The following is a 25819-nucleotide window of genomic DNA, read 5'->3' as shown; positions in this document are numbered from 1 at the left end:
GACGCGCCCGTCTAAGGAAGGAAGACCACGCGTTGCACAAAGGAGGAGTGGATGAGCCGTCGCAAGCTGTTCGAGAGTTCCGAGCCCACCGCACAGGCATTGGGCATCGGGCCGGCCTATGTCTCGGTGGAGGGGTTGCGCCAGCACCTGGCCGAATTCCTGCTGTATGCAGGGCGCCCGGTCGTCATCATGCGCGGGCGCAGCGAGGTCGGCTATTTCCTGCCGGCGCGCTGCTGGCGCCAGCGCGAGGATGATCCGCTGGCTGCCGCCGCGGCCGATCAGCTGCTCGATGCCGCCGGCTTCCAGGTCGAAGACATCCAGCAGGTCGAACAGGAGTTCAACGCCATGCGCCAGCGAACCGTGCTGCATTCGCGGCGTTGAAACCAGGGCCGCCGGGCATGGCCCGGCGTTACCTGATGGCGCCAGGCTCCTCCGGTAGCGCCGGGCCATGCCCGGCGATCAGGCAGCAGCCCCGCGCTCGCTGGTGATCCGTGCACCCTCGCGCATCACCAGCGTCACCGGGGTCTTCTCCACCACCTCCAGCAGGCGCTGCCACTGCGCATCACTCAGCTCGGCGGTGGCATGCAGCACGCGGTGCACATGGAAGCGTCCATCCGCATCACGTTCGGAACGCAGCTCGGCGTGGAACTCGCCCAGCTCCCAGCCCTTGCGCTGGGCGTACATGCGCAGGGTGATGGCGGTACACGCGGCCAGCGAGGCCAGGTACAGGTCGAACGGGGCGAAGCCCTTGCCCTGGCCGCCGAGTGAAGCGGGTTCATCGGCAGCGACATCGAAATGGCCGTTGCTGATGTGGTGCAGGTAGTTGTCGGCGGTCGAAACAATGCGTGCGTAGGCCATGGGAATCCCCGGTTGTAGGGCCGAGCCATGCTCGGTTGCAGGAAAAGGCGGCGCCAGCCGGAGCCGGAGCCGCCAAGGAATCACTCGCTACGATCGTACGAGAACTGGATGCCGGCCGTGCCACCGGTTTCGATGAAGAGATTCATGAAGGCCGGCACGGTCTCCGCCCGCATCCAGTCGCGCTGCAGTTCGCAGAACAGCTGCGTCACGCTGATCAACTGGCCGCCGGCCTGTTCGATGCGGCGCAGCGCGGCATCATGCGCGGCCAGCGACGTGCCGCCCACCGCATCGACCACCACGTAGACCTCATAGCCTTCCTTCAGTGCATCCAGCGCGGGGAAGGTCAGGCAGGCTTCGGTCCACAGCGCGGTCATGATCAGTTTCCTGCGGCCGGTGGCCTTCACCGCCTTGCGGAACTCGACATCTTCCCAGGAGTTGATGGTGGTGCGGTCGTAGGTCGGGTAGTCGCCCAGCACCTTGCGCAGCTGCGCGATCGGCGGCTTGTTCAGGCCGGTCTGCACGTTCACGGTCGAATGCACGATCGGCAGGCCGTAGGCGACCGCCGCCTTGGCACTGCCGACGATGTTGTTGACCAGCAGCTGGCGGTCCATCGAGGCAATGGAGTTCACCTGTACCGGCTGGTAGTCGATGATGATGAAGGCGGAATTCTGCGGGGTCAGCAGGTGGTCGCTGACGGGGTCACGGATCGGTTCACTGGCCATGGGGATGTCCTGGTCTGGGTTGGCTTGCGGTGGAGCCGGCGGCGTGCCGGCAGGCGGAAATCGTCGTGGATGCAGCGGGCTCAGCTACGCTGCGAATCCAGCTGCTCGTGGTTCTTCTGCACGTCCTGCGCTTTCTGGTAGCTCTCGATCAGCAGCTGGTAGTTGGGGAAGATCTGCGTGTAGATCGCGGCCCACTGCTGGGCGTCCTCGCGGTTCCAGGTGCGCTGGATTTCCGAGGCGACCGCAGCGGTATCCATCGGCACCACACCGGCCTGCACCACGCGCGCCAGGGTGATTTCCTCGGCCATCTTCGAATAGGTGCCGGAGGCGTCGACCACCGCGAACACCTGGTAGCCGTCGGCGACGGCGGCAATCGAGGGGAAGGCCATGCAGACGCTGGTGATGGTGCCGGCGATGATCAGCTGCCTGCGGCCGGTGGCCTTCACCGCGGCGACGAACTCGGCGTTGTCCCACGCGTTGATCTCGCCGCGGCGCGCCACGTACTGCGCATGTGGTGCGGCGTCATGGATCTCCGGGATCAGCGGGCCGTTCGGCCCCTGCGGCACCGACGCGGTGGTGATCACCGGCATCTTCGCCAACGTGGCCATCTTCGCCAGGGCGGTGGCGTGCGCGCGTACCGAAGTGAACGGCATGTCGCCGATGGTCTGGAACAGGCCACTCTGGTGGTCGATCAGCAACATCGCGGCGTTGTCCGGGTCGATCACCGGGCGGGCGCCGTTGAAGTTGGCGGGGGTACTCATGGTCAGTCTCCTGGGGAGGGGCGAAGGCCCGGAAAGCGGCGGGCGGTTGCCCGCCGCAATGCAGTGGATCAGTGCGCAATCTGGCCGAAGCGGCCGCCGTTGAAATCGTTGACGGCCTGGCTGATCTCGGCCTGGGTGTTCATCACGAACGGGCCATAGCCCACCACCGGCTCATCGATCGGTTCGCCGCTGAGCAGCAGCACGGTGGCGTCGCTGTCGGCGTCGATGAACACGTCTTCGCCACTGCGGTCGAAGGTCACCAGCTGTGCTTCGCCGACTGCCTGGCCACCGTTGATCCGCACCGTGCCCTTCAACACCACCAGCGCCAGGGTGCGGCCGTCGGCCACCGGCAGCTCGGCGTGCTGGCCCTGCAGCAGGCGGATGTCCCACACGTCCATCGGGGTATGCGTGCGGGCCGGGCCGGCATGGCCATCGAATGTCCCGGCGATGACGCGTACGCGGCCGGCACCGTCGGGCAAGGCCACTGAAGGAATCTGCGCATCGAGCAGGGTCTGGTAGCCCGGTGCGCCCATCTTGTCCTTGGCCGGCAGGTTCACCCACAGCTGCACCATGTCCAGGGTGCCGCCGCGCTTGCTGAATTCCGGCGTGTGGAATTCCTCATGGAGGATGCCGGACGCAGCGGTCATCCACTGCACGTCACCCGGGCCGATGGTGCCGCCGGCACCAGTCGAGTCGCGATGGGCGACTTCGCCTTCGTAGACGATGGTGACCGTCTCGAAGCCGCGATGCGGATGCTGGCCGACCCCCCGCGGGGTTTCGCTGGGCGGGAAGCTGTACGGCCCGGCGTAGTCCAGCAGCAGGAACGGGCTCAGGTGCTGGCCATGGGTGTTGTAGGAGAACATCGAACGGGCGGGGAAGCCGTCGCCCACCCAGTGCGGGCGGGGGGCGCTGTAGGTACCGGTGACACGCTTCATGGCGATCTCCTGACCGGGGCAACCGGTCGCTGTTTTTCGTTGCGGAGACGATATCGACGTGACAATGGGCCCGGTAGTCGGCAGAATTTGCCGTCATAGTCCTATTTCGTGAACGATGGAGGCCCAGCAAGGGCCGCAGGAGATCGTCCCGTGTTCATCGCCGACATCCGCCGCTGCGATCTGAACGACCTGTTCTACTTCGCCATGGTGGTCGAGCATGGCGGCTTCTCGCAGGCAGGGCGCGCACTGGCCATGCCCAAGTCCAAGCTCAGCCGCCGCATCGCCCTGCTGGAGGAACGGCTGGGTGTCCGCCTGATCCAACGTTCCACCCGCCGCTTCTCGGTCACCGAGATCGGCCAGGACTACTACCGGCACTGCAAGGCGATGCTGGTGGAGGCCGAAGCGGCCGAGGAGGCCATCGCCCTGTCACGCGCAGAGCCACGCGGCACCCTGCGGCTGGCCTGTCCGATCGCACTGCTGCACGCGCGCATTGGCGACATGCTGGCCGACTTCCTGGCCCTGCATCCGCAGGTGACCCTGCAGCTGGATGCCACCAACCGTCGCGTGGACGTGGTGGGCGAGGGCGTGGACGTGGCCATCCGTGTGCGCCCGCCACCCTTGGAAGACAGTGATCTGGTGGTGCGCGTGCTGGCCCGTCGCGTCTGGTGCACCGCTGCCAGTCCGACCCTGCTCAAGCGCCTGGGTACGCCGAAGGTGCCGGCCGATCTGGCGATGATGCCGACCGTGGACCTGGCATCGCCAGCACAGGTGCATGCCTGGGAATACGCCGGGCCAGAGGAGGTGACGGCCAGCGTGCACCACCGCCCGCGGCTGGTCAGCGATGACATGATCGCCCTGCGCAGTGCGGCAGTGGCCGGTGTCGGCGTGCTGATGCTGCCGCGGATGATGATCACCGACGAACTGGCCAGCGGCGCGCTGGTGCCGATCCTGCCGCAGTGGCAGCCCAGGCATGGCATCGTGCATGCCGTGTTCCCCTCGCGGCGCGGCCTGCTGCCGGCGGTGCGCGCGTTGATCGATTACCTGGCCGAGCGTTTCGATGCGCTGCAGGAACCGTAGGCAACACATCCACGCAATGCATGGATGAGGTTCGGGGATTCGCTTGCCGCGCATCGCCGCGCGGCCCACAATCCACGTCCGGACCGTCGCCATCACGCCCATCATTCCCCGGTCCGGCCTTGGCACTTATGTCTCCCAATGCCCTGGCGCTGATCGAGCTGTTGATCCGCGAGCGCCGTGCGTTGTCCCGCTTCATTGCCCGCTACCTCGACCCGGCCAGTACCGAGGACACGCTGCAGAACCTTTATCTGAAGGCCAGCAGCGTGCCCGGCGACCCGCCGATCCTGGAACCGCGTGGCTATCTGTACCGCATGGCCTACCACCACGCGCTCAACCGCAGCCAGGCCGACGCGCGCGAACGGCGGGCGATGGCGGAGTACGCCAGCAACCTGGCAGATGCCAGCACTGATGGCCAGGCGCAGGCGCTGGACCAGGCCCAGCTGCGCGAGATCAGCCAGACCATCCTGGCGCTGCCGCCGCAGGTGCGCGAGTGCTTCGTGCTCAACCGCTACCTGGGGCTGAGCGAACGCGAGATCGCCGAGCGCCTGGGTATTTCCAAGAGCGTGGTGGGCAAGTACGTGCTGCGCGCGGCCCTGCTCATCCAGCAGCACCAGCGGGGAAGCCGGGCATGACCGGCATGTGCTGTGGGCAGATGCCGCTCGCCGTTGTCTCAACTGTAAGGCGCACCCGTTGGTGGTGCCGCGGGCCACAATCATGACTACGTCCATACCCTCGCCGCGTCAGGCCAGGCAGGCGTTGCGCTGGGTGATACGGTGCAATGCGGGCCGGTTGCCGGAGCGCCAGCAACGCGCCCTGCAACGCTGGCTGCAGGCCGATCCCCGGCATGCCGATGCCTGGCGCCAGCAGCAGGCCTTCTGGCAGGGCCTGGATGCCGCCGGCCCGGATGTCCTGGCTGCGCTTCCGGAGCTGACCGCCGAACCCGCGCTGCGGCCGCTGCAGCCGCGGCGTCGACTGCCTTGGCTGCTGGCCAGTGCGGCGGTGCTGCTGCTTTCGGTGACGGTGGCGCCGCACGCATGGCTGCTGGTCCGCAGCGATGTGCGCAGCGACAACGCGCCGCGCACGGTGCAGCTGCAGGATGGCAGTACTGCCATATTGGATGCAGGAAGTGCGCTGGCGCTTGATTTCAGCGCCGGCCAGCGCCGCCTGCAGCTGCTGCGTGGCAGGGCCTGGTTCCAGGTGGCGCACGAAGCACGACCGTTCCGGGTGGAGGCCGGCGGTGGCGAGATCCGTGACATCGGCACGGCGTTCAGCGTTGCACTGCAGGATGCCGTGGTGACCACCGAGGTCAGCCAGGGCGAAGTGGAGATCAGGCCGGGTCATGTCGCCGCGCAGCGACTGCAGGCCGGGCAGGCACGCGCGTTCCGCGATGGCCGCTGGCTGCAGCCGCTGCAGCTGGCCGATGTGGAGGCCATCGCACCGTGGCGACGCGGCGAGGTCGTCATTGGTGATCTGCCTGCGCAACAGGCGATCGAGCGCCTTGCCCGCTATCGACGTGCGCCGGTCTGGGTTCTGCGCGGTCAGGGCGCGCAGGTGGCGGTGAGCGGGTTGTTCCACCTGCAGCAGCCGGATGCAGCCATCGCCGCGGTGGCCCAGCAGGCCGGTCTGCGCAGCCAGCGCTTGCCTGGCGGCGCGTTGTTGGTGTGGTGATGCCACGGGAGTAGCGGGTGGGTTCATCCACGCATGGCGTGGATCTACTGGGGCGCATGGTAGATCCACGCCATGCGTGGATGATCTGACGATCAACAAAAAACCGTGGGCAGTTCCGGCTCCACGTTGTCTCTAATGGTATAGCCAGAGCGAAACCGCGTTTCTTCTCAAGCCAACCGAACCGCGTGCACCCGACGTGCGCACGGTCCCGCCACCTTGAGGAGTCACCGTTCATGCCGTTCCCGGCATCCGCCCGTCATCGCCGCGCCACCGTCCTCGCCCTGGCCATCGCCACGGCACTGGTTCCCTTCGCTTGGGCGCCGACCGCCCGCGCCCAGGCCGCTACTGCGTCCGTGCGCGCGTATGCCATTCCCGAACAAGCCTTGGCCGACGCAGTGCGCAGCTTCGGTCGCCAGTCGCAGGTGCAGGTGGTGTTCCGCAGCGATCTGGTGGAAGGGCGGCGCTCGCGCGCAGTGCAGGGCCAATACAGCCCCACCGAGGCACTGGATCAGTTGCTGCAGGGCAGTGGCCTGCGCGCGCAGCAGGAGCCGGGCGGCACCTGGACCCTGCAGGCCGCCGCCGATGACGGCGGGGTGGTGGTCACCGACACGCTGAAGGTGGGCGGGCGCCTGCAGGCCGACGGCGGCGAAACACGTGATCGTTGGGGATACGACGACGTGTTCGCGCTCGACCTGAGCACGGCCTATTCCGGTCGCGACCGGGTGGAGCGCTATCGCGGCGCCAACCCGGCCGATGTGGTCAAGGATCTGGTCGGTGTGTTCAGCGGCGATGCCCGCAACAGCGGCGCGCTGGACCTCAACATCCGCGGCATCCAGGGGCCGGGACGGGTGCCGGTCAGCATCGACGGCGGCGAGCAGGCGCTGACCGTCTGGCGGGGCTACAACGGCGTCAGCAACCGCAACTACATCGATCCCAACCTGATTGGTGGCATCCAGGTCATCAAGGGGCCAGCGTTGGTGCGCGATGTACACAGCGGTATCGGCGGAGCGATGGTCATCAAGACCCTTGACGTCGACGACATCGTGCCGACCGGCGAGCGCTTCGGCGGGGAGCTGAAGATCGAAGGCAGCAGCAATGCGGTCTCACCGCGCCTGCCACGGCTGCACACCGGCGAGGATTACCGCACGGTGGAGGGGTTCCCGCAGTCGTCGCCGGCCTCGCCCTATGCTGACCGCACCCTGGTGGTGCCAGTGAAATCGCGCAGTGGTGACAACCCGTTCGATGGCGATGACCAGGCCTGGCGCCTGGCGCTGGGCTGGCGCGGTGAGCGGGTGGACGTGATGGCGGCCTACGCGTGGCGCAAGCGCGGCAACTATTTCTCCGGCAGCAAGGGCAGTGCGTACTACGACCAGGACCCGCGCGAGCAGTACGAATACCAGGGCATCGACTACATCACTACGCTGGCGCGCTACTTCAAGCCGGGTGATGAAGTCCCCAATACGTCCAGCGAACAGGAGTCGTGGCTGCTGAAGGCCACCTGGCAGATCACCGACGACCAGCAGCTCAAGGCCACCTGGCGGCACACGCTTTCGCACTATGGCGAGATCATGCCCTCGCGCATCCTGTCCGCACCGGATTACGGGCGCATCCAGTGGCCGCTCAGCCGGGTCGATTCCGATGCCTGGAACCTGGAATACCGCTGGCAGCCGGCCGGCAGTCGTTGGCTCGACCTGCGCGCCAACCTGTGGCGAACGGAAACCAACAGCGGTACCTACACCGCCGGTGGCTTCCCCAACTTCGCCTCGGGCAACCCCGATTGGGATCCCAGCCGCAGCCCGATCCTGCGCAACACCGCGCTGGCCAATGCCCGTAACGACCGTACCGGCCTGACCCTGAGCAACCGCTTCGGCCTGCACTCCACGCTTGACCTGACCGTAGGTGGCAACTGGCAGTACGAAACGCTGCGTTCGGGCGATCCGTACTTCGGCGTTACCGACGGCTGGCGCATGTACCCGCGCGCCGGCCGGCGCCAGGAAGGCGAAGGCTACCTGAGCCTGGAATGGCGGCCGGTCGAGTTCCTTACCCTCAACGCCGGTGTGCGCTACAGCCGCTACTGGGCGTTCGACGATTTCCTGCAGGCGCATCCGGAGCTGCTGACCCGCAGTGTCGGCAGCAAGGAGGCGCGATACCGGGTCAATGAGCTGCCGCCTCGCCCTGCGAGCCTGCAGGGAGAGATCGATGCGATCGAATCGGAGCGTGAGTTCTGGGAAAGCATCGGCATGGGCTCGCTGGTCGACGACCTGCTGAAGAACCTGCTGAGCAAGTACGAAACGCCGGTGCCGGTGGAGCACAGCATCGCCTGGGCAGCGGATGCCGATGGCAATTACACGCGAGCCAGCAACCCCTGCCTCAACGGCCAGGTGGCCGCCATCCCCGGGCTGCTGCCGATGGTGCTCGGTACCGACCAGACCTGCCGCGTGCAGAACGCCGTGCAGGGGCAGGCGGTGCAGGCGCACAACAGCCGCCGCCGCGACCATGCCTGGCTGCCCACGTTCTCGGCCACCGTGCATTTCTCACCTACTGCGCGCCTGTATGCCCGCTACACCGAGGCCAAGCGCTTCCCCAGCATGTTCGAAAGCACCATCGCGTTTTCCAGCAGCCTCAATCCGCTGTATCCGCTCAAGCCCGAACACGCTTACAACTACGAGCTGGGTTATGTGCACAACCTCTCTGCGCTGTTCGGCGGCACCGCCGATGCGGACGTAAAGCTCAGCTACTACGTGCAGAAAACCCGCGATGTGATCGAGCGCGATGCGTATTTCCTGTTCGACAACATCGACAAGCAGACCCTGCGCGGCATTGAGCTGCAGGCGCGCTTCGACAACCGACGTTTCTTCAGCGACCTGGGCATCGCCCGCACCCTTGAAAACGAAGTGTGCGACGAAAGCACCGCAGTACAGCTGGATGCCAACCGCGGCCTGGTGCCCAACTGCGTGCAGGACGGTTTCGTCGGTGGCTATCTGCTGACCCAGGCCGTGCCGAAGCTGTCGGTGAACCTGTCGCTGGGCACCCGCCTGTTCGACGAGCGGCTGGAACTGGGCAGCCGCATCGTGCACTACCGGCGTCACCACAACCCGGACCTGCAGGCTTACCGCGACCGCTTGCTGGCCGGCGGCAGCAGCCTGCTGTGGCAGAACGTGCCGTTCACCTGGGGAAACATCACCACGGTGGATGCCTATGCGCGCTGGCGCTTCAACGACCACGCCAGCGTCGAACTGGTCGGCAGCAATCTCGGCAACCGCTATTACGTCGACCCGGCCACGCGCTCCACGCTGCCGGCGCCCGGTCGCACCCTCAAGCTCGCAGTCACCGCGCGCTTCTGACGCCTCACCGATTCAAGCGTTGTACCTGTAGTTCCCTCAATCCAAGGAGTTTTTCCATGAAAATGTTCTCCCGCTCCCTGCTCACCGTGGCCGCCAGCCTGGCCCTGGCCGGTGCCGCCCACGCTGCCGATATCGTCGGCGCCGCCAGCGCCGTCACCGATCCGCAGTTGAACGTCAACGTCGGCGAATCGCAGGTCAATGGTGGCCCGCACGTCGCTGGCAAGGCCGGCATCGGCGTCGGCACCGTATCCGGTGGCACCCGCGTGGACTTCCAGGGCCTGAGCGCCTATTCGGCACCCACCACCGTCAACGGCACCACCGTGCGCACCCTGGCCATGCCGATCACCGGCACCCCGGGCAACCACGCCGGCATGGGTCACTTCAACTTCGTCAAGGTGGGCAGCGGCGATGTCTGGTTTGGTGAATGGTCCAAGGATGGCGCCGCCGGTGGCTTCAACAACCGCCAGGTCTATTTCGCTGGTGACCGTGCGGGCACCACGTTGCCGGCAGGCGTGGCCACCTACAGCGTGGCGGGCCTGAACAAGTTCAACGGCAGCAACCTGCTGACCGGTGCGTTCCGCGCCGACTTCGGTGCCGGCACCCTGCGCGGCCAGATCGCCGGTGGCGGCCTGACCGTGGGCGTCAACGCTGCCATCAGCAGCGCCAATGCGTCCTTCGCAGGCACGGCCGTGGCCAACGGCTCGGTGTCGGGCAGCACCCAGGGCCAGTTCTTCGGTGCCAACGCCGCCGCCCTGGCCGGCATCGCCACCTTCGCCGGCAACAGCCAGTACGACACCGCCTTCGGCGGCAGCAAGAACTGATCGCCACGCCCCTGACGGGGCAGGGCAGGGACAAGCCGCGATCCGCCAGTCCCTGCTTCGGCCCGCGATAGTGCTTCAACCGGATCGAACATGCGCCACCTTCTCTTTCTTGTTCTTGTCGTCCTGCTGCTGGCATGGTCGCTCAACGTGGCCCACGCCCAGCAGGATGACCTGCGCCGTGTGCTCGAACAGGGCAGCGAGCTGCGTCATCAGCAGCAGGACCAGCAGCGCCTGCGCCAGGCCGAACACGAGCGACCGACCATCACCCTCGACGGCCAGCAGTACCGCGTGGAGCGCACTGTCGACGATCTCGGCCAGGCGCTCTATCTCGCGCTGCAGCACCAGCAATGGCAGGCCGCGGCCGCCTTCCTTGCCGAGTACATCGAACTGCCTGGCCACGATCCGCTGCTGCGCCACTACGCGCAGGGTGCGCTGGCGCGCGTGGGTGGCCAGCACGGCAAGGCCGCGGCCGAATACGAGGCCGTGCTCACCGCGCAGCCGGACTTCCTGCCGGCGCGGCTGGAACTGGCGCGTGTGTATGCAGAGGACCAGCGCGACCGCGATGCCATCACCCTGTTCGAGGCGATCGCAGCCGGCATCGATGGCGGCGACCCTGCAACGGCGGGCGTGCGTACGCGGGTGGACGGCTACCTGCAGGCCCTGCATGCACGCCAGCGCTGGAAGGGTGGCATCGCCGCCGGCCCCGCCTGGAGCGACAACGTCAACCGCAGTTCGGCCAGCCGCACCTGCCTGTTTGGTGACGGCACCACCTGCTTCATCGAACGCCGGTTGCCCGATGCACAGGCAGCGTTCGGCCTGGACTACGACGCCAGTCTGGAACGGCGCCTGCCGTTGGCCGGCCACCATGGGCTGTACCTGCGCGGGCTGGCGTTCGGCCAGGCGTGGCGTGGGCACAGCGACTACAACGAGCTCAATGCCACCGTGCAGGCCGGCTACAGCTGGCGCAGCGCACGGCATACCTTGCTGCTGGCGCCCAGCTACGATTACCAGGGGCTCGGCAACCACGCGCTGCAGGGCGGTGCCGGCATGCATGGCGAATGGCAGTTCGCCGCAGATGCGCGCAGCCTGCTGAAACTGGAAGCCGACTGGAAACGCCAGCGCTATCGACAGCAGGGCGTGGCCAGCAACTACGACGGTGAACTGGCGGCGATCTATGCCACCTGGTTCCGCGCGCTCAACCCGCGCTGGACGGTGTTTGCCGGGGCCGATCTGAGTGACAGCAGCGCCGCCGATCCCGCCAATGGCTACCGGCAACGCGGCCTGCGCCTGGGCGCAGCGCGCCAGTGGAGCGGCACCACGGCCACGGTGTTCGTGTCGCTGCGTGAGCGTGAATACGATGCCTGGAGCCCGTTGCTGGAGGCGCGTCGGCAGGACAGCGAGCAGAACCTGATCGCCATCGTGCGCAGCGAGCGCCTGGCCGTAGCTGGGCTGGTCCCCAGCCTGAGCCTGCGTTACGCACGCATCGACAGCAACGTAGACTGGCTGTACAGCCACGACCGCAGTCTGCTGAGCCTGAAATGGGAACGGGCGTTCTGAGCCGTTGGGCGAGGCAGGAGGGGGGGCAGTCCATTAATCCCCAATTTGGCCAAATTGGGTATAGTGGCCGCATATCCTTCCGCTGGAGCCGTGCCATGACCCTCCCGCTCGACCTGCCCGGCCTCGACAAGGCCCCGGCATCCTCGGTCAAGACCCGTGGCTGGCCCAGCCTGATGCGTACCGTGCGCGAGAAGCAGGCGCTGGTCATCACCAACCACAATCACCCCGAGGCGGTGATCGTGGACATCAAGACCTACCAGGAGCTGTTGGCCAGGGCCAGCGGCAGTGACAGCGAGGAGCGCAGCGACGTGCTCTCGCGCCTGCGTACCGAGTTCGACCAGGCGCTGGCCGGGCTGCAGCAGGGTGAGGGGCTGGGCAAGGTGATGGGCAAGCCGATCCGCCGCGGCCACAAGGTCGCGCTCGGCCGTCCGCTCTGAATCATGGGGCGGATCCTGGCGTTGGCCGGCGTCAACGGCGCCGGCAAGAGTTCGTTGCTGGGCACCTGGCTGGAGGCCGACGGCCTGGGCTGGTACAACCCGGACAGCTTCACCCGACGGCTGGTGGCGGCGGGCTGGCCGTTGGCCGAAGCCAACGCTGAAGCGTGGCAGGAGGGCGCAAGACGGCTGCGCCAGGCGATCGCCGACGGCAGCGACTTCGCCTTTGAAACCACCCTGGGCGGCAACACCATTCCGCGCCTGTTGCGCGAGGCCTGCAGCCAGCACGACGTGGCGATCTGGTTCTGCGGGTTGGCCACCGTCGAACTGCATGTTGCCCGCGTGGCGGCCCGCGTTGCCGCCGGTGGCCATGATATCCCGCAGGACAAGATCCGCGCGCGCTTCGATTCCGCACGCGAGAACCTGTTGGCATTGATGCCGCACCTGGCCGAACTGCACGTGTATGACAACAGCGCGCCGGCCGATCGCTACGGACGTGTTGCCCCCTTGCCGGTGCTGGCGCTGGATCGCCAGGGCCTGCAGTATCCGGTGTCGGTGGTGGAGCTGCTGCACACCCCGGACTGGGCCAAGCCCATCGTCATGCGCGCGATGGAACTGCATGCTGACAGTACGCCGCTTGCCGGCCCGCCTGTGCGATGATCCGAGCCCGCAGATTCATTGATCGAGGAACACGGATGTACGAGCGGAAGCACTGGCAGGCCACTGGCCTGCGCGCGCTGGTGGCGGCCATGGCATTGACGGTGGCGGCGCCGCTGTTGGCACAGGATGCAACGCCGGCCGACGCCAAGGCCGAGGCGCCGAACGAGCCGATGAGCTACGACAAGGCACGCCGCACCGCCGAGGCATCGCTGCGCCTGCACCCGGGCACCGACAGCCAGTACGACTACCGCCCGCTGTGGGCCGGCAATGCCGACCTCGATGGCGACGGCCGCCCGGAGATCATCTATCTCTACACCGCGACCCAGACCKGCAGCGCGATGCAGCTCAACGAGCTGGTGGTGATGACCCCGCTGGCCGAAGGCGATGCACGAGGCCAGGCCACGTCACCCGGCAAATCCGCCTATGACGATGAAACCTACGCGTTGATCCGCGCTTCCGGCTACGCCGATGACGCTGTTGTGCACATTCCCGGCGAAATGGAAACGATCACCATGGACGGTGACCGCATCCGCGTGACCTTCAACAGCACCCGCAGTTCGAAGCTGTGCGTGCGTGGCAAGGTGGCCTGCCCACCGGAAGGTCAGCATGCCTGGGTGTATCGCTGGAGCCCGGGGAAGTTGACCCGCGCCGACTAGTCCGCATCAACGGCAGCGCCAGGCCATGCCAGGTGTATGCACGCAACGAATCACCAAGGAGAACACCATGCACGGACCTGCATTTTTTCATCCCGTCCTGCTGCCTTCCGCATTGGCGCTTTGCGCGCTGGTGGGCGGTGGCCCGGCATCTGCCGCATCGCAGGCATCGCCACCGAGCCTGGTACAGGCGTTCCACGCAGCCGAAGCTTCGCTGCGGCGTATCCCAGGCGATGACATCGAGAGTGATTTCCGTCCCGTGTGGACCGCCGTTGCCGATCTGGACGGTGATGGCCGCGCAGAGGTCATCTATCTCTACACATCGACCTATACCGGTGGCTCGTTCGCGCAGAGCAATGTGGTGGCGGTGATGACCGCGTTGAGCAGGAACGACCCGCGTGGCCAGGAGAACCCGAAGAGTCTGTCGCCGGTGGAGGCAGAGGATTTCGCCGCCATCCGCGCTTCAGGCTACGGCGATGACGCGGGTGAGCAGATTCCTGGTGCGGTGCACTCCATCAGGATCGAAGGTGACCGCATCATCGTCGCGTTCAAGGTCGCTGCCGGTGCACGCACGTGCGATGTCGTGGATTACAAGCATGTCTGCCCGCCTGATGGCGACTATGTCTGGACCCTGCGCTGGACCCCGGGCAAGCTGACCCGCGCCGACTAGCCCTGCGCTGACGGCAGCGCCAGGCAATGCCTGGCGCCACCGCAGCCACTCAGGCTGGGGTCACCTGTTCCGGTTCGGCCACGTCCGGCAACGGCGGCAGGGCGCGGTCCACCGTGACCGGTGCATCGCTCTTCAACAGCGCGGCCGCCTCCTTGTCGCAGCCCACGGCCGGCGGCGAACCACGCAGCGGCAGGCCGGCGGTTTCCTTCACGAAGATCATCGTGATCAGGCCGATCACCGCCGCGCCCATCAGGTAGTAGGCCGGTACCAGCGGATCGCCCGTGCGTTCCACCAGCCAGGCGGTTACCAGCGGCGTTGTGCCACCGAACAGCGACACAGAGACGTTGAAGGCGATCGACAGAGCGCTGTAGCGCACCGGCGTATAGAACAGCGCCGGCAGTGTGGACGGCATGGAACTGGTGAAGCACACCAGCGCCAGGCCCAGCAGCATCAGGCCAAGGAAGATCAGCCAGTCGTTGCCGCTGCCCACCAGCAGCAGGCTCGGCACCGCCAGCACCAGCAGCGCGATGCAGGCGCCGATGATCATCGGGCGCCGGCCCAGCTTGTCGCTGAAAAGGCCACCCACGATGTTCAACGGCATCATCACCAGCATCACGATGATGATCAGCAGCAGGCCCTTGCTCTCCGCATATCCCATGGTCACGCTCAGGTAGCTGGGCATGTAGGTCAGCAGCATGTAGTCGGTCACGTTGAACACCAGCACCAGGCCCATGCAGACGATCAGCTGGCGCCCGTGCACGCGGAACAGGTCGACCAGGCCGGGGCGCTCATGGTCGCGCTTCTCGGCCTCTTCGGCGAACGCGCGGAACGCTGGCGTTTCCTCCAGCCGCATGCGCATGTACAGACCCAGCAGGCCGAGTGGGCCGGCCACCAGGAACGGAATGCGCCAGCCCCAGTCCAGCATCTGTTCGCTGCTCAGCAGCATGTGCAGTGCGGTCACCGTACCGGCACCGGCGATATAGCCGCCCAGCGTGCCGAACTCCAGCCAGCTGCCCATCAGGCCGCGGTTGCGGTCGGTGGAGTACTCGGCGATGAAGGTCGCCGCACCGCCGTACTCGCCGCCGGTGGAAAAGCCCTGCACCACGCGTGCGAGCAGCAACAGCACCGGCGCCCAGATGCCGATGCGCTCATAGGAGGGAATCAGGCCGATGGCGAACGTGCCCAGTGCCATCATGATCATGGTGAAGGCCAGTACCTTCTGGCGCCCGTAGCGGTCGCCCAGGGGCCCGAAGACCATGCCGCCCAGCGGACGTACCAGGAAGGCCACAGTAAACGTGGCGAACGCGGCGATCACCTGTGCGGTGGGGTTGCTGGACGGGAAGAACACCTGGCCGATGGTGACGGCAAGATAGCCATAGACACCGAAGTCGAACCATTCCATCGCATTGCCCAGTGCAGCGGCGCCTACGGCGCGCTTAAGCATGGGTTTGTCGACAACGGTGATCTCGTCGACCTTCAGATGGCGGCGGCGTTTGAACCAGCCGAAATGGGCATGGGCATCGGAGTTGTCCTGCATGGGGACTCCCTTGGAAGAATGGAAATGGCGTTGGAATGGGCGGTACGAATGTCCCGGAATTCGGAAACGGCGATGCTGGCGCAGCAGGCGCAGGGGCATCGGATGGAAGACCCGGAAGGGGGCGAAAGGCGTGTGCGATGAAACGCCGCGCACGCAACACGCATTGCCCGCTGCCAGAACGCAGAGCGACATGCAGGACGAACGGATGGGTCCGATTACGTGTCAGCGCACGCGCGGGTGGGGCAGGCGCAGGGAACAGGCGGGGCAGGGCCCGCAGGCGTCATCCGCCGGGATCCAGCGCGAGGCGATGGAAAGGCGAGGGAGAGGCAATGATGGAAAGCGAAGCGCCGGTCGGCAGTGCTTCCCGCAGGCCAGCAACAGATGCTGACGTGCAGTGGGTCGTGTCGATCATGCGTTCATGATAACGGTTACAGTGTGAGCGTGCCGAGAATCGCGTCAGTACAAACGCAGCGTTCCATGTTGCCTGTTCATGCACATGACCCACGCACATCGAATGAACATGTTGTGCTCGCTTCGCTCACGCCATGGCTTTTACGGTGGTCACGAACCAACGCAAGGAGTAACGCATGACCCGTCGCATTCCCGAAGGCACCTTGGTTATCGTCGCCGATGGTGGCTCGGCCCGCGTGTTCACCAACGTCGGCAACGAGCACAAGCTCACCCTGAAACAGGAAGGCGAGCTGCGCCTGCAGGACATCAGCGAACAGGGTGTGTCCGGTCAGGGGCCATCCGGTGCGGTGCCCAAGGACATGTCGATCTCGCAGCTCAACGAGGCGACCTTCGCCAAGCAGGTGGCCGAGCAGCTCAATGAAGACGCGCTCAACAACCGTTATGCGCATCTGGTGCTGATTGCCGATCCCACCACGTTGGGCCGCATCCGTCCGTTGCTGCATAAGGAGACGCAGGCGCGCTTGCTGGCCGACATCGCCAAGGATCTCACCAACGCGCCGCTGGAAGACATCCAGCGCACGCTGCAGGCGTAACCGGCATGCCCTTCATGCGTGACCATGTGGCAGCCGAGCCGGCCCGCGCGGAGGTGGATGCGCAGGCCGGTTGGCTGTTGCTGGAATTCGGTGCACCGTGGTGCGGCCATTGCCAGGCTGCACAACCGGCACTGCAGGCTTTCGTCGAGGCACATGATCTGCCGCACTGGAAAATCGAAGACGGCAAGGGCAAGCCGCTGGGCCGCTCGTTCCAGGTGAAGCTGTGGCCGACCGTGATCCTGCTGCGTGATGGCACGGAAGTTGCGCGCGTGGTGCGGCCGGTGGATGCGGCAGATCTCGCCACACTGCAGAGCGCGCTGCCGGATTGACCGGCTCCTGTAGAGCCGAGCCCATGCTCGGCTTGCTCCGTCACCAACCGTAGTGCTCGATCACACCAGAGTCGAGCATGGGCTCGGCTCTACACGCTTCAATGCAGCGTCACCCGCACATGCTGCTCGCGAAGTTCATGCAGCAACCGCCGGCCATGCTGGCTCAGCGCCATCATCGCAACACTGATCTTCTGCGCGCTGTAACCCGGGCGCAGATGTGCCTGTGGGTCGGCCGGTTCGTTCTCGCCGATCATCATCGCCATGCCCTCGGCGGTGTTCAGAGCGTGCTCGATGCGGAAGAACAGGGATTCCATTTCGGGGTAAGGATGGGCGGTTCATGCGACATGCGATGGCTCCTTGAGGGGACGTGGCCACCGCAAGGGTGGCGGGCGGTGCGGGGTTGGAACTTCGGCTGAGCTCTGGGAAAAGCCGGAGGGCCATGCGGCCGCCGCGCACCGCCCGCCGTAGTCACGGCAAGCAGCTCCCGTAGCTCATTCCGGGGTTCCAAGCCCGGCAGCGGTGTTCGCGCTGCGCGGATACCCTGCGCACGCATTGGCGGTCTGTTCCACCCGGCATTGCATCTGGACGTCTCCATTTACGGGCTGAGTTGTCTCAGTAGTGCCCATTCCGACAACCGCTTGCGCATTCGCATCGAAATGGGTCTGCCAGCCCTGGCAGCATCCCTTCAATTCCAGTGTCGATCCATCCAATCGGTTGCGGATGCACGCGTTGAAGGCGGCATCCGCACTGCAGCATGCGACACCGCCACCCCGGTGCTAGGATCTGACCACCACCTGAATCGATCCAAATGCCGATGCCCACGCTGGACCGTCGTCTCCTGATCGCTGTCGCCGCCACGGCGATGTTCGCCTCCGGCCTGGCTGCGGCCGCCCCGGCCAAGACCTCCGCCGACAAGGCCTATGCCTCGGTCGATCCCTTCATTGGTACCGGCGGTGAGGGGCACACCTATCCCGGCGCAACGGTGCCGTTCGGCATGGTCCAGCTCAGCCCGGACACCCGCATCCAGCCGCGCGAGAAGGCCTACGGCTGGGCGGCGGGCTATCGTTACGACGACAGCAGCATCGTCGGTTTCTCGCACACGCACTTTTCCGGCACCGGTCATTCCGATTTGGGCGACATCCTGCTGATGCCGTTCACCGGCAACCCTGGCCTGGAACGCGGCGACCCTGAAAAGCCACGTAGTGGTTACGCCTCGCGTTTCCGCCACGATGACGAGAAGGCCGAACCGGGCTATTACGCGGTCACCCTGGACGACTACAAGGTGCGCGCCGAGCTGACCACCAGCGCCCGCGTGGGCGTGCATCGCTATGCGTTCCCGAAGGGCAGCGAAGGCAAGGTGCTGCTGGACATGCGTACCAGCATGTATGACTACCCGGGCAAGATCCTGTGGTCGCGGGTACGCGTGCGTGGCGATGGCACCATCACCGGCTTCCGCGAGACGCGTGGCTGGGCCGCCGGCCGCCAGCTTTATTTCGCGATGCGCTTCTCGCGGCCGCTGGCCAGCCACGCGCTGCACAACACCGAACAGGACATCGTCTACAAGGGCTTCGCGCCCCCGGGCGAGAAGGACCCGGCGCAGCGCGCGCAGATCGAGGGGCGGCAGCTGGTGGGCACCTTCGACTTCGGCAAGCTGGATGCACCGCTGGTGGTGAAGGTGGCCATTTCGCCGGTCAGCGAGGCGGGCGCCATCGCCAACCTCGATGCGGAAGTGGCCGACTTCGATTTCGACCGTGTGCGCGCGCAGGCGAAGCAGGAGTGGACGCAGGCGTTGTCGGTGCTGGATATCGATGCACCCGAACACGCGCGTCGCAGCGCGTACACCGCGCTGTACCACACGCTGCTGGGGCCGACGCTGTTCATGGATGCCGACGGCCAGTACCGCGGCGCTGACAACGCCGTGCACCAGGCCAAGGGCTACACGAACTATTCGACGTTCTCGCTGTGGGATACCTACCGGGCGCTGCACCCGCTGCTGACCCTGGTGCAGCCGGAAAAGCGCAACAGCGATTTCGTCAACTCGATGCTCGCCCATCATGAGCACAGCCCCTACGGCATGCTGCCGGTGTGGTCGTTCCACGGCCTGGAAGACTGGTGCATGATCGGCTACCACGCGGTGCCGGTGATCGCCGATGCCTACGTGAAGGGTATTCGCGGCTTCGACGCGGACAAGGCGCTGAAGGCGATGGTGCAGACCGCCAACTACGGCCCTTACGATGGCATCGCGCAGTACCGTGAGCTGGGCTACGTGCCGATCGACGAGGAGGGCGAAGCAGCCAGCAAGACGCTGGAATACGCGTTCGATGACTGGACCATCGCGCGCATGGCGCAGGCGATGGGCAAGACCGATGTGGCCGCAACCTTCGACAAGCGCGCGGGCAACTGGCGCAACGCCTTCGACAAGGACACCGGCTTCATGCGTGCGCGCAAGCGCGATGGCAGCTTCCGTACGCCGTTCGACCCCAGCGCCAGTGGCTACGGCACCGACTACACCGAAGGCAATGCCTGGCAGTACTCATGGTACGTGCCGCAGGATGTGGCCGGCCTTGCCGCAGCGCATGGTGGCAGCGACAAACTGCTGGCGCGCCTGGATGAAGTGTTCAACGCGAAGGTCGATCCGGCCATCTTCGAGCACATGGAAGACATCACCGGCCTGATCGGCTGGTATGCGCATGGCAATGAGCCCAGCCACCACGTGGCCTACCTGTACTCGCATGCCGGCCAGCCGTGGCGCACGCAGGCACGCCTGAAGCAGATCATGGACACGCAGTATGCCGATCGTCCCGATGGCCTGGCCGGCAACGATGACGTGGGCCAGATGTCGGCGTGGTACGTGTTCACCGCGCTGGGTTTCTACCCGGTAGCGCCTGGCTCGGGCGAGTACATCCTCGGCCGCCCGTTCCTGCCGAAGACCGCAATGCGGCTGCCCAACGGCAAGACCTTCACCATCGTGGCCGAAGGGCTGGACGACAAGCACACCTATGTCGGCAGCGTGACCCTCAACGGCAAGCCATTGCAGCGCACCTTCCTGCGCCACGATGAGATCCTGGCCGGTGGCGAGCTGCATTTCACCATGCAGGCCGAACCGAACAAGGACTGGCCGGGGCAGGGCGCGCAGGCACCGTATTCGATGAGCCGGTAACACCCACGGTAGCGCCGGGCCATGCCCGGCGGTTGAGGGGCGGCGCCAACCAAGGTTGGCGTCTACCGGAACCGCGCACACCGCATTGAGGCGCCCTTGGTAGATGCCAACCTTGGTTGGCATGCCGCGCGCCCACCAAGGTGGGCGACTACCGATGTGGCGTGATCTGGTAGATGCCAACCTTGGTTGGCATGCGACCTACACCATCCCACCATTGGCGCGCAGCACCTGGCCATTGATCCAGCCGCCATCGGCACCGGCCAGGAACGCCACCGCGCCGGCGATGTCTTCCGGCGTACCCAGCCGCTCCAACGGATTCATCTTCGCCAGCCGATCGATCAGTTCCGGCGACTTCCCGTCCAGGAACAGATCGGTGGCGGTCGGCCCGGGCGCCACCGCGTTCACGGTGATGCCGCGTCCACGCAGTTCCTTGCTGAGAATCGCGCCCATGGTCTCCACCGCGGCCTTGCTGGCGGCATACACGCTGTAGTTTTCCAGCTTGATGCCAACCACGCTGGTGGACAGGGTGACGATGCGGCCACCATCGCGCACGCGTCGCGCGGCCTCGCGCAGCACATTGAATGCACCCTTGAGGTTGATGCCGATCACGCGGTCGAACAGGGCATCATCGCTGTCGGCCAGTGCGGCCAACTGCAGCACGCCGGCACTGTTGACCACCACATCGATGCCACCGAAGCGTGCCTCGATGGCGTCGAACAGCGCGTGCACGGCCTGCGGGTCGGCGACATCGGCCTGCAGGGCGATGGCGTGCCCTCCGCTGGCGGTCAATTCGGCAGCTAGTGTTTCGGCCTCATCACGGCGCCCGGCATAGTTGATCACCACGGCATGGCCGTCGGCGGCCAGACGGCGCGAGATGGCCGCGCCGATGCCACGGGAGCCCCCGGTGACCAGGGCGACAGAGCGGGAAGCAGAGGAGGTCATGGCAGATTCCAGAAGTGCGCGCCGGCATGGCGCACGGCCATCTTGGTCTCTCCGCCGTCGCGGATAATCATGGATAATCCGGAAACATCATCCGGCCGCCCGAACAATGGACAGATTCACCGCCCTGCGTGCGTTTGTGCGGATCGTCGAGCGCCGCAGCTTCAGCCGTGCCGCCGAAGACCTGGGGCTGCCGCGGGCCACGGTGACCGACGCGATCAAAGCACTGGAGCAGCGTCTGGGTGTGCGCCTGCTGCACCGGACCACGCGCGTGGTGGTGCCGACGCTGGAAGGCGAGGCCTTCTACGGCCGCTGTCTGCGCCTGATCGCGGACATGGACGATGCCGAAGCCGCGTTCCGTGACGTGCCGCCACGCGGGCCGCTGCGCATCGAGGTGCACGGTACGCTGGGGCGCCACCTGTTGTTTCCGCATCTGCCGGATTTCCTGCAGCGGTACCCGGACATCGAACTGGAGGTCAGCGAGGGCGACCGCTATGTCGACCTGCTGCGCGAGGGGGTGGATGGGGCCATCCGCGTGGGCACCCTGGCCGACAGCGATCTGGCCGCACGGCGCCTGGCGTTGCTGCGCGAGGTCACGGTGGCGTCGCCCGCCTACGTGAAGTCACACGGGCGGCCGGAAAACATCGCGTCGCTGGCGGCGGGACACCAGATGGTCGGCTACCGTTCCAGCGCCACCGGTCAGCTGATTCCGCTGGAGTTCCAGCAGGGCGGCCAGGTGCGCCATATGCCGTTGCCGGCACGCGTGCGGGTGTCCGGTGCCGACGCCTTCCTCGGTGCTGCGCTGGCTGGGCTGGGCATCATCCAGGCACCGCGTTACCGGATGGCCCCGTACATCGCGCGCGGGCAATTGCTGGAGCTGTTGCCCGGGATGCCACCCACACCTAGCCCGGTCAGCCTGGTCTATCCGCGCAACCGCACGCCATCGCCGCGGCTGCGGGTGTTCATTGATTGGGTGGCGGGTGTGTTCGAGCAGGAGCGCGCGTGCGGCGGCTCATCCACGCATGGCGTGGATCTACTGGCGTGACCAGGCTGACGGGGAGACGCCGACAACACGCCGGAAGGCCGCGGCGAACTTGCTGGGATTGGCGTAGCCGCAGGCAAGCGCAACCTCGGTGACACGCTGCCCTGCGGACAACGCACACTGCGCCCACTGCATGCGGTGCTGGGTCAGGTAGGCATACGGCGGCATGCCGGTGGCGGCGCGCAGGGCGCGGCTGAAAGTGGTCGGTTCCATGCCGAGTACGCCGGCCAGCGCTGCGACATCCAGCGGTTGGGAACGGTGTTCATCAATGAAGTCCTGCAGCTGGCGCAGCTGCCGCGATGACAACGGCGCGGCCATCGGCGGCCGGGCGCGTGGTTGGCCGGCAAGCTGCGCCAATCGCCGCACCACGACTTCTGCGCCGTACTGCAGGAAGCCGGGCACGCTGGCGTCAGCCTGCGCGCTGGACCATAGCGCGTGCAGTACGGAAGCGATGACCGGGTCGCGATGCAGCCGCAGGGAAAGGGCGTGGATGTCTGGGAAGCCGCCAGGCGCATCACGCCACTGCGCGGTATCGACGGCCATTCCCAGCAGCTCCACCGCAGGGCTGGCGTAGTGTCCACGATCGCCGGGCAGTACCACGTTGAACTGGCCTCGATGCCACGGCGCCTGTAGGACCCCGCCAGTGGTGCGTTGGTAAAGGTTGCCGCCACCGGCCAGCAGCAGGCCCAGGCGCAGCTGGTGCGGGTGCCCCATGGGGCCTTCGCTGGCCTGGAAGCCATGGCGCAGCAGAACGACCGAGCCATCCTCGCTGGTCACGGTTCCCTCCATGGGCTGGGCGGCTTCCCGGTGCAACTGGTCGGCGAGGGCGGGCATGGTCGGTCCAGGAATGGAGCAGCGCTGACTGCAATGGAGTGGCGGCGAACACGGAATGTTACAGGATAACAGTTTGCGCCAGCCGGCCCGCCAGGCGCGTTTCCGTTCCCCATGAGGTTGCCCTTGAAAGCCCCCGTTTCCTCCGTTGCCCTCGTTGCAGCGTCATTGCTCGTTCCTGTTCTTCCCGCCCACGCGCAGTCCGCCGATGCCACCACCCTCGATGGCGTGGTGGTCACCGGCTCCAAGCGCGATACGCCCTACCTGAAGAGTGACCTGTCGGTGACCGTGCTTGACCGGCAGGCGCTGAAAGAAGCCGGTGTCACCGAGTTCCGTGACCTGGACAAGCTTGCCCCAAACGTGAAGTTCAACGTGATGGGCCAGTTGAGCAACATGTTCATTTCCATCCGCGGCATCGAATCCAATCCCTTCCTGGTCAACCGCGCGTCGGTGTACATCGATGGCATTCCGTTCCGTGAGCTGAGCAACGCGGTACTCAACCAGGTGGAATCGGTCGAGGTGCTGCGGGGGCCGCAGGGAACCCTGTACGGCGCCAACAGCGAATCGGGGCTGGTGCTGGTGCGCACGCGCGGCCCGTCCGATACCCGCGAGGGTGAGGTGAACGTACGCAGCACCTGGTTCGGCAATGGCAACGGTACGGCCGTGGATGGCTTCCTGGCAGGCCCGCTGAGCAAGGACGGCACGCTGTCGGGCTCGGTGGCGTTCATGGGGTCCGATGAGGATGCCCACCTGAAGAACCTGACCCCGTACGGCGCGCGCGGCGAAGTGAAAGAGGGCTACCTGCAGGGCAAGCTGCGCTGGCGCCCCAGCGATTACGTGACCGTCAACGCCCTGGCCTATCACCTGCGCACGCGCGCACCGGGCATGTTCGAGTACGAGTACCTGCCGCTGGATACCGGCCTGTACAACCGCACCTATGGAGACCGCCTCAATGGTGGCCGTCATGCAGGTGACTTCACCTACATCAACGATGCGCCAAAGCGCACCGAAAAGGACGAGACCGTCGCAGGCCTGAGCGCGCAATGGCAACTGCAGGCCGGCACCCTGGATGTGGCCGCGTCGTACCGCAGCGAGGAAGCGAGCTCAGCCGGCTACGACTTCGACATGACCGCCAGCTCCGCGCTGGCCGGGTACATATATGACAAGAAGAATGCCTGGAATGCCGAGGCGCGCTTCAGCTCGCCCAGCGACCAGGCGTTGACCTGGATGGCCGGTGTATCGACCTACCTCATCGACAAGGATTCGATCCAGGGCACCTTCGTCGGCCCGGCGCTGCGCGGGCTGGACAGTTACAACCTGGCGCCGCGGCAGACCTCCAAGGGTGAGGACTACAGTGTGTTCGCCACCGCCAGCTATACGCTGCCGGCATTGCCGAAGCTGACCGCCAGCCTCGGCATCCGCCACGAGCAGGCCCGCCGTTCCACCGAGCAGCGCGCCGGATTCCTCGACCTGGGTGCGGGGGGCCTGGTCCGCTACCGCGACGCAGCCCTGGCGCATACGTTCTCGGCCACGTTGCCGCGCGTCTCGCTGCGCTATGACGCCAGCGATGATCTGTCGTTCTATGCGGCCTCGGCCAAGGGCTACATCCCCGGTGGCTTCAACCTGGCCGCCGCGCAGAGCGATGTGATCAACGACAAGGTGCTGCGCTACGAATCCGAACGCATGTGGAGCCATGAAGTGGGCTTCAAGATGAACCTGGCGGGCGGCCGCGGCCATATCGGCGGCGCCCTGTTCCATATCAGCTCGGACAACTGGCAGGAAATCCAGGTGGCCACCGATGCCAACGGCCGGCCGATCTCCTCCGACTACGTGGGCTCGGATGCCTCGATACGCTCGCGTGGCGCAGAGCTGGAAGGGGTGTTTGAAGTCGCGCCCGGGTTCACGGTGATGGCCAATGTCGGCTACGTCGATGCGACGTACACCAAGCTGTGGGTCAGCCCGCAGGAGAACCTGCACGGCAAGCGGGTCAAGCTGACGCCGCACTACACCGGCTACCTGGCCGCGCGGTATCAGTTCGACTCCGGCATCTATGCCCGGGTGGAATCGCAGTTCACCGGTTCCAGCGCGCTGGACGAGCGCAACCGCGCGTTCCAGCCGGCCGTGGCCGTGCTCGGCGTGCAACTGGGCTATGAGCGCGGGCCGTGGAGCACGCGCGTGTTCGTGCAGAACCTGACCGACAAGCGCCGCATCAATGGCCTGATCTTCGACAACCTGGCCTTCGGCCGCGACGGCAACTACTACGGGCCGGTGGACAGCCCGCGCATTGTCGGCGCCGAGGTCGGCTACCGGTTCTGAGCGGGCGTCAGCCGGCGGGCCGCAGGGCCCGCCGGTTGCGCAGATGTGCGATCGCCAGCATCACCCCACCACAGGCGGTGGCAGCGCCGTGCCAGAGCAGCGATTCCTTCAACGGCAGGTACAGCGAGGCGGACAGCAACAGGATCGCGCCTGCCAGGGCCACGCACAGCGGCAGGGCGCGTCGATGGCGGCGCTGGCCGGCGGCGGTGCTGAGCAGGGCGATCAACGAGGCCAGCAGCGCGAACAGCCATTCCCAGCGCGACATCACCAGCAGTGCGGTCATCGCGCCATGGCCAGGGTGCTGGAACGAGCGCAGCGCCATCATCGCCGCCGGCGTGAAGGCCAGCAGCAGGGGCAGGGCCACGCAATGCGCGGCACAGGCCAGCGACAGCCAGGCACCAGCCAGATCGAAACGGGGATGCCAGCGTGCCGAAGCTGGCGGTTGGGTGCGGGCCCTTGCGGGCGAGATCGGGATGTGGTCCATAATGTTACATAGTAACA

25 protein-coding genes are annotated in these 25819 nt (G+C 66.3%); 16 read left to right on the top strand and 9 right to left on the bottom strand.

Going from position 1 to position 25819, the window contains the following annotated elements:
* Positions 1-51: 51 nt before the first annotated feature.
* A complete protein-coding gene (locus tag AB4Y98_RS02110) occupies positions 52-381 on the top strand; it encodes a hypothetical protein (protein ID WP_442243672.1) in 330 nt (109 codons plus the stop codon).
* A 78-nt stretch (positions 382-459) separates the two neighbouring features.
* On the opposite strand, the gene AB4Y98_RS02105 is transcribed toward AB4Y98_RS02110, so the two are convergent.
* The 4 genes from AB4Y98_RS02105 to AB4Y98_RS02090 all read right to left on the bottom strand — a co-directional run bounded on the left by AB4Y98_RS02105 (position 460) and on the right by AB4Y98_RS02090 (position 3276).
* Positions 460-858, bottom strand: coding sequence for an OsmC family protein (locus AB4Y98_RS02105; protein ID WP_025874386.1), 399 nt, complete (start codon positions 856-858; stop codon positions 460-462).
* A gap of 80 nt (positions 859-938) precedes the next feature.
* Positions 939-1580 (bottom strand): hydrolase, encoded by a 642-nt coding sequence (locus AB4Y98_RS02100; RefSeq protein ID WP_442243671.1) that lies wholly within the window; start codon positions 1578-1580, stop codon positions 939-941.
* An 80-nt stretch (positions 1581-1660) separates the two neighbouring features.
* Positions 1661-2341, bottom strand: coding sequence for a hydrolase (locus AB4Y98_RS02095; protein WP_394195546.1), 681 nt, complete (start codon positions 2339-2341; stop codon positions 1661-1663).
* Between the two features lie 68 nt (positions 2342-2409).
* Positions 2410-3276, bottom strand: coding sequence for a pirin family protein (locus AB4Y98_RS02090; RefSeq protein WP_134832649.1), 867 nt, complete (start codon positions 3274-3276; stop codon positions 2410-2412).
* Positions 3277-3426: 150 nt separating this feature from the next.
* Between AB4Y98_RS02090 and AB4Y98_RS02085 the strand changes: the two genes are divergently transcribed.
* The 10 genes from AB4Y98_RS02085 (at position 3427) to AB4Y98_RS02040 (ending at position 14160) form a co-directional block, all read left to right on the top strand.
* Complete coding sequence (locus tag AB4Y98_RS02085; protein WP_442243670.1) at positions 3427-4353, top strand: LysR family transcriptional regulator; 927 nt, start codon at positions 3427-3429, stop codon at positions 4351-4353.
* A 128-nt stretch (positions 4354-4481) separates the two neighbouring features.
* On the top strand, positions 4482-4985 hold the full coding sequence (locus tag AB4Y98_RS02080) for an RNA polymerase sigma factor (protein ID WP_394195549.1): 504 nt from the start codon (positions 4482-4484) through the stop codon (positions 4983-4985).
* Between the two features lie 82 nt (positions 4986-5067).
* The gene (locus AB4Y98_RS02075; RefSeq protein ID WP_442243669.1) at positions 5068-6021 is read left to right on the top strand and encodes a FecR family protein; all 954 of its coding nucleotides are present in this window, start codon (positions 5068-5070) and stop codon (positions 6019-6021) included.
* 233 nt (positions 6022-6254) lie between these two features.
* Entirely contained in the window at positions 6255-9365 is a 3111-nt protein-coding gene (locus AB4Y98_RS02070) for a TonB-dependent receptor (protein ID WP_363733457.1), read from the top strand.
* Positions 9366-9421: 56 nt separating this feature from the next.
* Positions 9422-10186, top strand: coding sequence for a Slam-dependent surface lipoprotein (locus AB4Y98_RS02065; RefSeq protein WP_442243668.1), 765 nt, complete (start codon positions 9422-9424; stop codon positions 10184-10186).
* Positions 10187-10276: 90 nt separating this feature from the next.
* Positions 10277-11743 carry a surface lipoprotein assembly modifier gene (locus AB4Y98_RS02060; RefSeq protein ID WP_442243667.1) on the top strand — a complete coding sequence of 489 codons (1467 nt, stop codon included), beginning with the start codon at positions 10277-10279 and terminating at the stop codon, positions 11741-11743.
* Positions 11744-11838: 95 nt separating this feature from the next.
* Positions 11839-12180 carry a type II toxin-antitoxin system prevent-host-death family antitoxin gene (locus tag AB4Y98_RS02055; RefSeq protein ID WP_180167226.1) on the top strand — a complete coding sequence of 114 codons (342 nt, stop codon included), beginning with the start codon at positions 11839-11841 and terminating at the stop codon, positions 12178-12180.
* A gap of 3 nt (positions 12181-12183) precedes the next feature.
* The gene (locus AB4Y98_RS02050) at positions 12184-12837 is read left to right on the top strand and encodes a hypothetical protein (RefSeq protein ID WP_312107896.1); all 654 of its coding nucleotides are present in this window, start codon (positions 12184-12186) and stop codon (positions 12835-12837) included.
* A gap of 35 nt (positions 12838-12872) precedes the next feature.
* The gene (locus tag AB4Y98_RS02045) at positions 12873-13493 is read left to right on the top strand and encodes a hypothetical protein (RefSeq protein WP_442243666.1); all 621 of its coding nucleotides are present in this window, start codon (positions 12873-12875) and stop codon (positions 13491-13493) included.
* A gap of 67 nt (positions 13494-13560) precedes the next feature.
* Complete coding sequence (locus AB4Y98_RS02040) at positions 13561-14160, top strand: hypothetical protein (RefSeq protein ID WP_312107894.1); 600 nt, start codon at positions 13561-13563, stop codon at positions 14158-14160.
* Between the two features lie 49 nt (positions 14161-14209).
* On the opposite strand, the gene proP is transcribed toward AB4Y98_RS02040, so the two are convergent.
* On the bottom strand, positions 14210-15697 hold the full coding sequence (proP, locus tag AB4Y98_RS02035; RefSeq protein ID WP_033831231.1) for a glycine betaine/L-proline transporter ProP: 1488 nt from the start codon (positions 15695-15697) through the stop codon (positions 14210-14212).
* A gap of 587 nt (positions 15698-16284) precedes the next feature.
* Between proP and AB4Y98_RS02030 the strand changes: the two genes are divergently transcribed.
* Together AB4Y98_RS02030 and AB4Y98_RS02025 are read left to right on the top strand one after the other, a co-directional pair.
* The gene (locus AB4Y98_RS02030; protein WP_025874400.1) at positions 16285-16701 is read left to right on the top strand and encodes a baeRF12 domain-containing protein; all 417 of its coding nucleotides are present in this window, start codon (positions 16285-16287) and stop codon (positions 16699-16701) included.
* Positions 16702-16706: 5 nt separating this feature from the next.
* Complete coding sequence (locus AB4Y98_RS02025) at positions 16707-17030, top strand: thioredoxin family protein (RefSeq protein WP_025874401.1); 324 nt, start codon at positions 16707-16709, stop codon at positions 17028-17030.
* Positions 17031-17128: 98 nt separating this feature from the next.
* On the opposite strand, the gene AB4Y98_RS02020 is transcribed toward AB4Y98_RS02025, so the two are convergent.
* Entirely contained in the window at positions 17129-17344 is a 216-nt protein-coding gene (locus AB4Y98_RS02020; RefSeq protein ID WP_442243665.1) for a hypothetical protein, read from the bottom strand.
* A gap of 494 nt (positions 17345-17838) precedes the next feature.
* Between AB4Y98_RS02020 and AB4Y98_RS02015 the strand changes: the two genes are divergently transcribed.
* Positions 17839-20190 (top strand): GH92 family glycosyl hydrolase, encoded by a 2352-nt coding sequence (locus tag AB4Y98_RS02015; RefSeq protein WP_442243664.1) that lies wholly within the window; start codon positions 17839-17841, stop codon positions 20188-20190.
* Positions 20191-20388: 198 nt separating this feature from the next.
* On the opposite strand, the gene AB4Y98_RS02010 is transcribed toward AB4Y98_RS02015, so the two are convergent.
* Positions 20389-21132, bottom strand: a complete 744-nt coding sequence (locus tag AB4Y98_RS02010) for an SDR family oxidoreductase (RefSeq protein WP_105164167.1) — start codon at positions 21130-21132, stop codon at positions 20389-20391.
* Positions 21133-21238: 106 nt separating this feature from the next.
* Here AB4Y98_RS02010 and AB4Y98_RS02005 point away from each other — a divergent pair, with 106 nt between their 5' ends.
* Positions 21239-22174 (top strand): LysR family transcriptional regulator, encoded by a 936-nt coding sequence (locus tag AB4Y98_RS02005; protein ID WP_442243663.1) that lies wholly within the window; start codon positions 21239-21241, stop codon positions 22172-22174.
* On the opposite strand, the gene AB4Y98_RS02000 is transcribed toward AB4Y98_RS02005, so the two are convergent.
* On the bottom strand, positions 22163-22948 hold the full coding sequence (locus AB4Y98_RS02000) for a helix-turn-helix transcriptional regulator (protein ID WP_230109264.1): 786 nt from the start codon (positions 22946-22948) through the stop codon (positions 22163-22165). The genes AB4Y98_RS02005 and AB4Y98_RS02000 overlap by 12 nt on opposite strands.
* Before the next feature lie 180 nt (positions 22949-23128).
* Here AB4Y98_RS02000 and AB4Y98_RS01995 point away from each other — a divergent pair, with 180 nt between their 5' ends.
* The gene (locus AB4Y98_RS01995; protein ID WP_442243662.1) at positions 23129-25318 is read left to right on the top strand and encodes a TonB-dependent receptor; all 2190 of its coding nucleotides are present in this window, start codon (positions 23129-23131) and stop codon (positions 25316-25318) included.
* Positions 25319-25325: 7 nt separating this feature from the next.
* On the opposite strand, the gene AB4Y98_RS01990 is transcribed toward AB4Y98_RS01995, so the two are convergent.
* Positions 25326-25802, bottom strand: a complete 477-nt coding sequence (locus tag AB4Y98_RS01990) for a MerC domain-containing protein (protein ID WP_312107888.1) — start codon at positions 25800-25802, stop codon at positions 25326-25328.
* Positions 25803-25819: the final 17 nt, after the last annotated feature.

The organism is Stenotrophomonas sp. 2YAF26, from assembly GCF_052114625.1.
GTDB lineage: Bacteria > Pseudomonadota > Gammaproteobacteria > Xanthomonadales > Xanthomonadaceae > Stenotrophomonas > Stenotrophomonas indicatrix.
The sequence above is the reverse complement of the archived record's forward strand: the minus strand, read 5'-3'. Positions and strand labels throughout refer to the sequence as shown.